Origin of the sequence: Anabaena sp. UHCC 0451, from assembly GCF_034931405.1 — a bacterium.
Lineage (GTDB): Bacteria > Cyanobacteriota > Cyanobacteriia > Cyanobacteriales > Nostocaceae > RDYJ01.
Genome location: NZ_JAYGHA010000043.1, coordinates 24,747 through 36,237, shown reverse-complemented (window position 1 = coordinate 36,237; position 11,491 = coordinate 24,747). Strand labels below are relative to the sequence as shown.

12 protein-coding genes are annotated in these 11,491 nt (G+C 39.2%); 7 read left to right on the top strand and 5 right to left on the bottom strand.

Annotated features, from left to right (window positions below):
• Nucleotides 1-110: 110 nt before the first annotated feature.
• From VB694_RS22990 to ffh, 4 genes are all read right to left on the bottom strand, one after another.
• Entirely contained in the window at nucleotides 111-1,064 is a 954-nt protein-coding gene (locus VB694_RS22990; protein ID WP_323362665.1) for a PhoH family protein, read from the bottom strand.
• A gap of 366 nt (nucleotides 1,065-1,430) precedes the next feature.
• A complete protein-coding gene (locus tag VB694_RS22985; protein ID WP_323362664.1) occupies nucleotides 1,431-1,817 on the bottom strand; it encodes a KH domain-containing protein in 387 nt (128 codons plus the stop codon).
• A 7-nt stretch (nucleotides 1,818-1,824) separates the two neighbouring features.
• Nucleotides 1,825-2,085 (bottom strand): 30S ribosomal protein S16, encoded by a 261-nt coding sequence (gene rpsP / locus VB694_RS22980; RefSeq protein ID WP_323362663.1) that lies wholly within the window; start codon nucleotides 2,083-2,085, stop codon nucleotides 1,825-1,827.
• A gap of 180 nt (nucleotides 2,086-2,265) precedes the next feature.
• Nucleotides 2,266-3,720 carry a signal recognition particle protein gene (gene ffh / locus VB694_RS22975; RefSeq protein ID WP_323362662.1) on the bottom strand — a complete coding sequence of 485 codons (1,455 nt, stop codon included), beginning with the start codon at nucleotides 3,718-3,720 and terminating at the stop codon, nucleotides 2,266-2,268.
• Nucleotides 3,721-3,863: 143 nt separating this feature from the next.
• Between ffh and VB694_RS22970 the strand changes: the two genes are divergently transcribed.
• The 6 genes from VB694_RS22970 (at nucleotide 3,864) to VB694_RS22945 (ending at nucleotide 8,853) form a co-directional block, all read left to right on the top strand.
• A complete protein-coding gene (locus VB694_RS22970) occupies nucleotides 3,864-4,046 on the top strand; it encodes a hypothetical protein (protein WP_323362661.1) in 183 nt (60 codons plus the stop codon).
• A gap of 45 nt (nucleotides 4,047-4,091) precedes the next feature.
• Complete coding sequence (locus VB694_RS22965) at nucleotides 4,092-5,789, top strand: serine/threonine-protein kinase (protein WP_323362660.1); 1,698 nt, start codon at nucleotides 4,092-4,094, stop codon at nucleotides 5,787-5,789.
• A gap of 143 nt (nucleotides 5,790-5,932) precedes the next feature.
• A complete protein-coding gene (locus VB694_RS22960) occupies nucleotides 5,933-6,100 on the top strand; it encodes a hypothetical protein (protein WP_323362659.1) in 168 nt (55 codons plus the stop codon).
• A gap of 27 nt (nucleotides 6,101-6,127) precedes the next feature.
• Nucleotides 6,128-6,577 carry a DUF29 domain-containing protein gene (locus VB694_RS22955; protein ID WP_323362658.1) on the top strand — a complete coding sequence of 150 codons (450 nt, stop codon included), beginning with the start codon at nucleotides 6,128-6,130 and terminating at the stop codon, nucleotides 6,575-6,577.
• A 538-nt stretch (nucleotides 6,578-7,115) separates the two neighbouring features.
• Nucleotides 7,116-8,297, top strand: coding sequence for a M20 family metallopeptidase (locus VB694_RS22950; protein WP_323362657.1), 1,182 nt, complete (start codon nucleotides 7,116-7,118; stop codon nucleotides 8,295-8,297).
• 241 nt (nucleotides 8,298-8,538) lie between these two features.
• Complete coding sequence (locus VB694_RS22945) at nucleotides 8,539-8,853, top strand: chromosome segregation ATPase (protein WP_323362656.1); 315 nt, start codon at nucleotides 8,539-8,541, stop codon at nucleotides 8,851-8,853.
• A gap of 73 nt (nucleotides 8,854-8,926) precedes the next feature.
• On the opposite strand, the gene VB694_RS22940 is transcribed toward VB694_RS22945, so the two are convergent.
• Nucleotides 8,927-9,982, bottom strand: coding sequence for a hemerythrin domain-containing protein (locus VB694_RS22940; RefSeq protein WP_323362655.1), 1,056 nt, complete (start codon nucleotides 9,980-9,982; stop codon nucleotides 8,927-8,929).
• Between the two features lie 729 nt (nucleotides 9,983-10,711).
• On the opposite strand from VB694_RS22940, the gene VB694_RS22935 reads away from it, so the two are divergent.
• Nucleotides 10,712-11,434, top strand: coding sequence for a hypothetical protein (locus VB694_RS22935; RefSeq protein ID WP_323362654.1), 723 nt, complete (start codon nucleotides 10,712-10,714; stop codon nucleotides 11,432-11,434).
• The last annotated feature ends 57 nt before the right edge of the window (nucleotides 11,435-11,491 follow it).

Sequence of the window (11,491 nt, the reverse complement as noted above, 5' to 3'; positions counted from 1 at the left end):
TTTTATTTAATTTTTCTGAAGCTTGGAGAAAATCGGCAGCGGAATTTCAGATAAAAGAATCATAGCACAAAAAACATCTTGTCAATGCTAATTCAGAGAAACGGATATTACTATTTTTCGTATTGTTCGTAAGCAGCAACAATTCGCTGAACTAGAGGATGACGGACAACATCTGTTTGGGTAAATTCACAAAAAGCTATCCCTTCAACGTGCTTCAAAATTTGTAAAGCTGTTGTTAATCCCGATTGTTGGTGCAGTGGTAAATCGGTTTGTGTGATGTCACCTGTAATCACCATGCGTGAACCGAAACCTAAACGAGTCAAAACCATTTTTATTTGCGCTGGTGTGGTATTTTGGGCTTCATCGACAATCACAAAAGCGTTATTTAAAGTCCGTCCCCGCATATATGCCAATGGTGCAACTTCAATCACACCACGTTCCATTAAATTAGGGATTTTTTCGGGGTCGATAAATTCATTAATGGCATCATAAAGAGGACGGAGGTAGGGGTCAACTTTTTGTTGCAAATCTCCTGGCAAAAATCCCAATTTTTCCCCAGCTTCCACCGCAGGACGAGTTAAAATTAAGCGTTCAAATTGATTAGATAGCAGTTCTTGAACAGCGACGACAACAGCGAGATAGGTTTTACCAGTTCCCGCAGGACCAATACCAAAAGTGAGATCGCGTTTGCGGATAGCTTCAATATATTGTCGTTGACGGAAAGTTTTAGCGCGAATTTCTTGACCACGACGACTTTTAGCGAGGATATCGCGTTGTAGGTCTTGGAGTTCACCTTGGCGATCGCTATCTATTGCTTGACGGGCTGTTAAAATATCAGCAGTTGAGATATTATTGCCTTTACTCCAGAGATTTTCCAGCGATCGCACTAATTGCACTGCCAGATCAACCTGCTTTTCTTGGCCAGCAATTAGCAATTCCTGTCCGCGCAGAACTAAATTAGCACCTGTTTGTTGAGATAGAAACTTGAGATTTGCTTCCCCATATCCAGCCAGAGCGATCGCACTGGGAATATTAGGCAGTTGAATTGTGAAAGCACCTGCCATAGTTTTTAATAATTAAGTGAGGAGCAGTTTTTAATCAAAGTGATATTTTCCTGAAGTCAGCAACAAAATAATTTAGAGAATTTTCTCGAATTTTCATAAGAATTTACAATACTTTAACCTGGAATATGTTGAAAAAATCAGTTATCTAAATCAATAAATCTTTTCCCATCTAAAATCCCAAATCTAAAATCCCAAATCTAAAATCCTATAGATTTTGAGAATAGGCTGGCAACAAATGTCTATACTTTATCAACAATCCCGTTATAGTAACCAGAAATTGCGAAAAGATTTGACAATCTTGTTGCCACCTGTCTCCATTCCAGAACTGCTTACTGGCTGAGTCTCCTCAAAAATACCAGTTTAGACCTAGCGGAAGCGGGGTTTAGCAACAGGTCTGGGGATATCTCCACTTCTTTCTCTCGATTTTGGTGGAGCTATTCTTTCTTCTTGTTCTTCATCAAAAGACATACCATCCCGACTTTGGGTATTGCTGCCGTAGATGTCCAGGTATACTGATTGCCCAGCGAATTCTGCTGCTGCCGCAATTAACGTGCGAATTGCCTGAATATTGCGTCCCCCCCGACCAAAGACTTTTCCTTTGTCTGTAGGGTCAAAAGCGATGCGAATCCAAGCCCGTTTAAGGGCATAAGACATTTCACAATCGACGCTTAAAGACTCTGGAAATTCTAAAAACGGCTGCACAAGAAATTTTACCAGCCCAACATAGTTAGGACTGGCTGTTAATAATGTCATCTCCAGATTATGATGCGGCGTTTGCACTGACTTGTTCAAAAACGTTAGCTTTTACTAAAATGCGACGAACTGTATCCGTAGGTTGAGCGCCTTGTTGTAGTCGCTTAACGATGCCAGGAATATCTAGACGGACTTCATCAGTTCTGGGGTTATAAAATCCTAGTTCTTCTAGGGGACGACCATCACGACGAGACAGGTTGTTAATAGCAATAATGCGGTAACTTGCTTCCCGCTTTTTACCAAATCGCTTCAAGCGCAGTTTGATCATGTTGAGAACTCGTTCTCCTGTGGGTTTGTAGGTGGTGATTTTGTGAATTAAATGATCATTCTAGCACGTGTCAGTGGTCAGTTGTCAGGTAATTAGAGTCAGAAAGTAGGAGCAGAGGAGAATAACTTTCTATCTATCCCAATCCCCAATCCCCAATCCCCAATCCCCAATCCCCAATGCCTAAAGAGTGCCAAAACCTTTTTTCTTTTTCTCTTTCTTTTTCTTTTTGTTTGGTGGTGCGCCACCGGGATAACCGCGCCAACCGGCAGCAGGACGATTTCCTCCTGCGGCTAGGGGGTTGCCACCGCCGCCGAACATTCCGGGCATACCGGGGAAATTTCCCTGACCCATTTGTTGCATGAGCGATCGCATTTTTTGGAAATCTGCCACCAGCTTACTAACATCTGACTCTCTATAACCAGCACCAGAAGCGATGCGTCGCCGCCGACTGGGAGAACTGGATAATAAATCAGGATCACGCCGTTCTTGCATGGTCATGGAATTGATCATAGATTCACAGCGTTTTAGCTGGGTTTCCCCTTGTTTCAATTGGTCATCAGAAAGCTTACCCATACCGGGAATCAACTTCATGATCCCACCTAATGAACCCATATTTTTCATTAGGCGTAACTGTTTGAGAAAGTCGGTAAAATCGAACTTTGCCGATAATATTTTCTCTTGCATTTGCTCGGCATCTGCCAAGTCAATTTCTTCCTGGGCTTTTTCTACCAAGGTGAGAACATCACCCATCCCCAAAATCCGGGAAGCCATCCGTTCAGGATAAAAGGGTTGTAGCGCCTCGACCTTTTCACCCACACCGATAAATTTAATCGGCGCACCGGAAATTTGCCGGACTGACAAAGCCGCACCACCCCGGCTATCACCGTCCATTTTGGTGAGAATTGCCCCGGTAATACCGATTTGGTCGTGAAAAGTGCGAGTCAGATTTGCGGCTTCTTGACCCGTCATTGCGTCCACTACTAACAGAGTTTCGTCTGGTGCAATAGTTGACTTGATACGGGCTAATTCCGCCATCATGTCTTGGTCAATTTGTAAGCGTCCGGCAGTATCAACAATTACTGTATTAATGCCTTCAGCCTTGGCACGTTCCACACCTTGACGGGCGATTTCTACGGGATCAGCATCGCTGCCCATCTCAAACACAGGTACGTCAATTTGCTTACCCAGTGTAATTAACTGATCAATTGCGGCGGGACGATATACGTCTGTGGCGACTAACAAACAACTACGATTTAATTTGCGTAAATGTAAGGCTAATTTAGCCGTAGCGGTGGTTTTACCAGTACCCTGTAAACCTGCCATCAGCACAACAGTGGTTTTACCTTCAACTTCTGCCAGGGGAACATTTTCTTCCCCCATTACCTGCACCAGTTCATCATGAACAATTTTGATAAACTGTTGATCAGGACGCACGCCAGATATGACCTCGGCTCCCTGAGCTTTGGTTTCGACTTCAGCAATAAAATCTTTAACTACCTGGAGGTTAACATCTGCTTCCAACAAAGCCCGACGCACTTCGCGCAAAGCGTCTTGAATATTGGATTGAGAGATTTTATCTTGTCCCCGCAGTTTTTTCCAGGCAGATTCTAAACGGTCAGATAGTGCATCAAACATAATGTAATTACGACGTAGTTAGGCAGTGAGCAAGTTTTAACCGCTGGTTTTACGCTCCAGGCAGAATTTTTAGTAAAGTTTTAACCTACTATATTATCAGCTTAGTGGTTTTTATCCCAAGTGTGGCAACTTGATGGGTAATTATGCCTTGTGAAAATAAACAGTCAACAAAAGAAAAAAAGCGACAAGCAGCAGCAATTTATGAACCTGATACTCAACCTGTTGGACCTGCTGTATTTTGTTCACTACATCCTGTGAAGAGTGGAGAGGGAAAATCTCAACAACGCCAGCAAAAATTTATCGAAGCCACAAATGAAGTTGAGTAAAGAAGACAAAAGAGGCGCTAAAATCAATTCAGCCTTTGTATTTTCGTGGTTTTGACCCAGATAAATCAGAGTGCGGTTAACTGCATAAATCCTAACTGTCAACGTCCCTATCCCCAACCCTGGGGAAACAAATTTTGTAATAGTTGTGGCGCACCGTTGCACTTATTAGATCGCTATTACCCGATTCAACCTTTGGGTTCGGGGGGTTTTGCCCAAATTTATACAGTTTGGGATGCCAAAACTCAAACTGAAAAGGTGCTGAAAGTGTTGGTGGAAGAGTCTCCCAAGGCTTGGGAATTATTTATCCAAGAAGCGGAGGTTTTAAGTAATTTCCACCATCCTGGTGTTCCTAAAGTTGATGCTGATGGCTATTTTCAAATCAATTTGACTAGTCCTAAACCGCACCAGTTGGCTTGTCTGGTGATGGAAAAAATTGATGGCCATAATTTAGAAGAAATTCGCAAAACTTATCCTCAAGGATGTCCAGAAGATTTGGTGTTAAATTGGTTTGCTCAAGCTGTCAAAATTTTACAGGAACTGCACAAACGCCATATTATTCATCGGGATATTAAACCTTCTAATTTAATGCTGCGTACTCCTGCACCTAGCGCACCTTTACAAGCAGAACAATTAGTATTAATTGATTTTGGTGGAGCTAAACAATTTAGTGGGGCGATATTGCGATCGCATTCTCCTTCTACACGATTATTTTCATCTGGTTATAGTCCACCAGAACAAATAATTGGTGGTAATGTTGGTCCTGCGGCAGATTTTTATGCTTTGGGACGAACAATGATTGAATTACTCACCGGTAAGTATCCCCAGGATTTAGAAGATTCTATCACTGGTGAATTGCGTTGGCGTAATCAATGCAATGTTAACCCCCAACTTGCAGATTTACTAGATGAGATGATCCAAACGGATGTGCGATCGCGTCCAGCCCATGCTGCTATTATTCAAAAACGCTTATTACAAATTGTCCCTGCAGGATCACAACCAGGATTTTTTACCAAACTCAAAAATAACTTCATCCAAACTGTTACCCAATTTACCCAAACTGTGGGTAACACAACACTATTTACAGTGCAAGCAATTTTCAAATTCTTAAGAGCTTGTCTGGCTACAATTTGGGCGATGATTTTGAGTGGAATAGGTGCTAGTTTGGGAACTATCGCTGGTTTTTTATTGGCTTATCAGACTAAATTAGGTGCTGTTGTTGCAGAATTTATATTACGTCAATTACCAGAATTAATCCCTAATTTTCAACCCTCTAACCCAAAGGAAATTATCATCTATGCAGTTGCTGGTTTAGGAACTGCTTGGGGAATTACTCTATCAGGAAGTTTTGGACAAAAGCGACGATTTTTAGTATCAGCCATGATGGGTTTAATAGGCTATAGTTCTGGTTGGATAACTTGGCAGTTTATTAAACCACACAATGGACCTGAAGGATTAATTGCCTGGATGTTAGTATCAATTTCGATGCTAACTTTGGGTTTAGGTCTTCGCAGCCATTACCTAGCTTACGCTTTTATAACTGCTTTTGGTAGTGCCAATATTGTCGCAGGTTTCATTCATCTAGGGGTGAAAATTTCATTTATCCATTTTTCCAATCCACCAAGCTGGTTAGAGTTATTGAATTATATAGCTTTTTTGGATTTTGTTGCTATTTTAATTAGTCTTTGCTTAGGGTTGAGTTATTACTTAATTGTTCCTTGTTTGCGTTGGTTGGGATGGAGATAATTTGTAATTTGTAACCAGATGTTAACTCAGACAGTGCAGTTTCCCCCGATGGGTTAACAGCAAATTAGGATAGAGGAAATTTTGGATGAGGATTCGATTTTTATGGTTTATAATTAAAAAATATCATTTCTTGAGGTCAAAATATGCAAACTTTAAGTACAAATAACTTAACCAACGTAAAAAGTTTATATAAAACAGACTATTTAGCCTGTTATGAAATGACTTTAGAACAAATAAAAAATCATCAGTATACTTTAGAACAGTTAATTGATGATGATTGGTTTTCTGATACTATTGATATTGAGTTTTGATTAAGTAACAAATTAGGACACAAAAAAATGACGCAGGTACGAACAGAAGTATCTTTATATGAGCAAGATTATTTACTCTGGATTGAAGATATAGTCAAAAAATTACGTAATAGGGATATTGATGGCTTAGATTTTGATAATTTAATTGAGGAAATAGACAGTTTGGGACGTTCAGATAAACGTGAATTAGAAAGTAGACTCAGAGAACTTTTAGAGCATATTCTCAAGCGAAAATATGTGAATATGCCTGATTGTTATCGTGGTTGGGTAGAATTTATTATTAAACAAAGGATTGCTATAGAAGAGTTATTAGCAGATTCACCAAGTCTAAAACCCTATTTTATCGAAGTATTTGATAAGGCTTATGCAAATTCTCTTAAACTTGTTCGTAAGGGTTATCCACAGTGTGAATTTCCTGATACATGGCCATTTAGTTGTGATATTGATGCAATGCTAAATGTGGATTTTTGGGAATAATTAAATTACCAGATCATACCAGATTACTATTGATGGTTGTGACAGAATTGATATTAATAATCAACCACGCGGATCAAATTTATTCTATTTATCAGAAAAGGTTTATTTTATTAATTGAAAATCCATCTCTGGAATCTGAGAATATGCAACTGGCGCTAAAATAAGTTTTGTCAAATTAATTCTTGAACCAAAGCGTTTCAATATTTACTTAAATACAGAAACTGACAAGGGTTTAGCAATGCTCAACCCCTATAACGGTTAAAACAAGATCCCCCTAGCTGCTTTTTTCTTTGAGCCAGGGGGACCACATAATTGGTAGTCTATAGGTCTTTCGGTATAGTCTCTAGGATAAATTTTATATCATTTATTTGGCTTTGGCTAGTCTTAGTATTATAATTTTCTGAATTTTTATATCTTCTTCACAATTCAACCAGATGAGGAGGAACGCCAAAGCCCTTTTTTCCTGTCAAGAGAGAGCATTTTACTGGTTAGCGGTTATCTATCATGGAAACAACACTGATCAATTACAATAAATGAAATGCTGACCCGAATTAAAGATATAGCAAATAACCTAGCACCCCGCTTGGTGGAGATTCGTCGCCATATTCACTCACACCCAGAACTAAGTGGACAAGAGTATCAAACTGCTGCTTTTGTGGCTGGTGTATTGTCTTCTAGTGGATTGCACGTGGAAGAAGGAGTGGGCAAAACTGGTGTGATTGGTGAATTACAAAGCACCAAACATAGTGAGAAGGTGTTGGCAATTCGTACTGATATGGATGCTTTACCCATCCAAGAGCGTAGCGGATTGGAATATGCTTCTCGGACAAAAGGAGTGATGCACGCTTGCGGACATGACGTTCATGCTACAGTAGGTTTAGGTACAGCAATGGTGCTGTCGCAAATAGCAGGTGAATTGGCTGGTAAGGTGAAGTTTTTATTTCAACCAGCTGAAGAAATTGCCCAAGGTGCAAACTGGATGGTCAAAGATGGGGTGATGGATAATGTTGCTGCTATTTTAGGAGTTCATGTTTTTCCTTCTATTCCTGCGGGTTCTATTGGTATTCGTTATGGTGCGTTGACAGCCGCAGCGGATGATTTAGAAATTATCATTATCGGTGAATCTGGACATGGGGCGCGTCCGCATGAAGCAATTGATGCCATTTGGATTGCGTCCCAGGTAATGACCGCCTTACAACAAGCTATCAGTCGCACTCAAAATCCTTTGCGTCCAGTAGTTTTAAGTATTGGTAAGATTAGTGGTGGGAGAGCGCCTAACATCATTGCTGATCAGGTACAGTTATTAGGTACAGTGCGATCGCTCCATCCTGAAACTCGCGATAAATTACCAAGTTGGATCGAAAATATTGTCTCTAATGTTTGCAATTCTTACGGTGCAAAATATCAAGTTAATTATCGTCAAGGTGTACCCAGTGTCCAAAATGATTACGCCCTGACACAATTATTACAATCATCAGCAGAAGAAGCGTGGACTAGCGATCTTATCCAAGTCTTACCCGAACCTTCCCTTGGGGCTGAAGATTTTTCTGTTTATTTAGAATACGCCCCCGGTTCGATGTTTCGTTTGGGTGTAGGCTATAAAGATAAAATCATTAATCATCCTTTGCATCATCCGCAATTTGAGGTTGATGAATCTGCAATTATTACCGGGGTTGTCACCTTAGCTTATGCAGCTTATAAATATTGGCAATCTAAATAAACTACCACGATATTGAATATTTTTGAGCTTTTAATCTCCTGCGTAGTTAACCAACTGCGGAGAGTGGTTCTGCATGAATGTTGTGATCAAAAAATCTATTACTAGAGGTGAAGTTAAAGAAAATTGCTGCTATACTGTTTTGATTAATAGTAAGTTAAAAAATCTGGTTTTGGCTGCTATTGATCAACACACGTTTCCAAATAAGTGACAACTTTTTAGAGCAACAAAAACTTACCATACTATGCCACCAATAGAACCTCTAGAATCATCATTACCACAACCCATTAGTAACAATTGGTACTTGTTAACTGTACGCTCTAAAAAGCGAGAAGTATTTTTAAAATATTTGAAATTTGCGATTGACCAAAATAAACTAGAAGAATTATTTGTAGATATTAAAATTCCTCAAGATTCAGTCTATGAAGACATGGTTTTACTAAATCTAAGTAATTTCAAGACTGCGACTACATACTTAAAAAAAGTTGATTGTTTTCAGAACATAGAACGCAAACCATTACAATCAGAACAAGTAAAGAGAATGTTGGGCAGAGGGTAAATTAGATCACAAACAGTAAGAAACCCAACTTCTGATAGAAGTCGGGAATATAATTCTCTGTCTCTGGGAAATTCTAGACATTTACTGTAGTTCTCTTTCCTCCCATTTGTTCTTGAATTCTACTTTTAGCAACTTTGAATTGTGTAGCTAATTCCTCAGTTTCTCTGCTACTCATGTTGTTCCGAATAGCTGCAAACATTGTGCTTTCTTCTTGACGAATATGGTCGCCAATTTCATCCCATATCTGTCTAAGTCTGTCTTTAAATTCTGGTGCAGAAGGGCTAATAGCTCTCAATTGCTCAAACATTGGACCCCAGCGAGCTTGTTCATCATATAATTCTTGAGTGTTAGCATCGCCATAGAAAGGACGTATTCGAGGATAAACAACTTCCTCTTCTGCTGCTGCATGGGCGCTCAGATCCTTATAAATTTGTCCAAAATATTCTTGAATTTTCTGAGGATCATTGCTTTGTTGCAATTCTGTAAACAAGATATTTACCTTATTGTGATCCATGCGTAGAACATCTTGGATATTCATATCTTGTTTGTCAGAAGTTTGGGTGACAGCACTACCTACTGCACCACTAATAGCGGAGATCGCATCTTGAACTCTTGCCCAAATTCCTTGATCTGCATCTTGTCCTGTCAGTTCCCGCACACCCAAAATTTCTAAACTTCCTTTCAGTTGTTCTTGATGAGCGCGATTTTCAAAATTGATAGTATTTAAAGAAGCAATTGCTGCCATGACATCAGCACCAACTTTTTGTGCAGCTTTATGAATTGTAATCCCATTCATTACTTGTTGATGCTTCAATAACTCATGCTGAAATACCTTTTCAAAAAAACTCAATTCATGACTTTGCATTAATTGGCGAATTGTTTGCACTACGTCTTCTGCGGTTGAATCTGCACTTTTTTGGATGCCATATTGAACCACTACAGTATCAAGAATACCTTGATTTTTGTGGTCATCATCTAGCATTTTGCGAAGAGTATCAGCAATTTCTCCATCAGTACATTCTCTCAAAAATCTTTCTTCATTCTCAATAATCAACTGTTGCAGTAATTTCATATCTGCCAATTTTACTGCAATTGCATTTCTTTTGGTATCATCTAAAGTTGCTACCATTATGAGTTATCCTCGCCAAAGTTATCAGTCGTATTTGTTACTAATCACAGGTTCGCATAATCACTAGATATTTTCCATCTTTCTTTTGAACGATTACATGATTAACTTAGGATAGAAAAACAGCAATAATCACAATAATCACAAAAATATGTTTTAAATATGCCTTCTTCTACTTGAAGTTATATAATTTTCTATTTATTATCCATCACCAGATAGATAACTTTTGATGGCCAATTTTCTCCTATCGGCATAAAATCGGTGTAGTGGGTGCAGGTAGTAAAAGATATCCATAGCTTAAATTGCAGATTTCATTTGATTAATACCCATTCAGATCAATAACTGGATGCGTCTAGGGGGATATTTGACTATCCCTTTTAAGCCAAGTCTTAGATAATCTGTGCATTTTCAGACCACAGATTATCAATAGTGAAATTAATATCTCTTCCATGAGTTCTAGCGATCGCTGATGCAATAGCTAATCCCGTTTTATAATTTCTGGTTGGGACTGATTTTTTTGACTGGGAAACTTTTGTGTTGATTTTGGCAAAAAATCAGGTTAAATCTCAAACCCAGGGTAGATATTTTCCAGGCTCTGAAGTCCATAACACTTACTAATGTTAACTTTTGCCGAATAATTTGCCAGAAGTTTGCCAAAGGATACAAAAAAATGTCACAATTTTTGCCAAGATGATATATCATTTCGCAAAAATTCACTTGGCGTGAATCAGCATGAGTGAAAAAACAATAGAAAACAACGGGAAGACTTTTCTCGTTCTACTTTTGCCAATTTCGTTTTTGATTATTTTCCTGGTTTCTACCTGGAGAATTTTGTTGATTGTTTTGCTGCTGTTAATGGGCTTAAACCTTTGGCAGCAATATAGATGGGAAAAGTGGTGTGAACAAGTTAACCCACTTTTTTATCAGTTAATTCGGGAAAACCAAGGCAAAATTACACCTGTGGATTTGGCAATCCGAGGTAATTTTGCTGGAAATGAGGCAAAACGCTACTTAGATGGAAAGGCTAAGGAATTTGGTGCTAGTGTACTAGATACTGAAAATGACAGTCATTCATACTACTTTATAAATGCCAGTATTCTGGGAAATATACTTGATAGTAGTGAGGCTGTAGAAAAACATCCTGCTCAACCTGTGACTAAAGAGTTGCGATCGCTCTTAGCACCACCGGAAACTATTCCCCAGCAGGAAGAACCAGAATCTGAATCATTACCTGAAGTCAACCATGAGGAAGTAAAAAAACCTCTGGAAGAACAGTTAGTTTTTGGCTCTCTCATCCAATCTGAACTGGCCAAACGATTAAGTGTTTATTCCAGCACTGTTTATAAACATCGCAACGACCCAGATTTTCCCGAATGGAGTCGTAGCCGTGATCCAGATGGAATTGCTTGGTCTTATTCTCGTAAGTCTAAGGAGTTTTTTCCTGTGGAAGAATAGGAATTGGGGACTGGGGACTCTTTACTGGGGACTGGGGACTGGGTAGTAATTATGAAT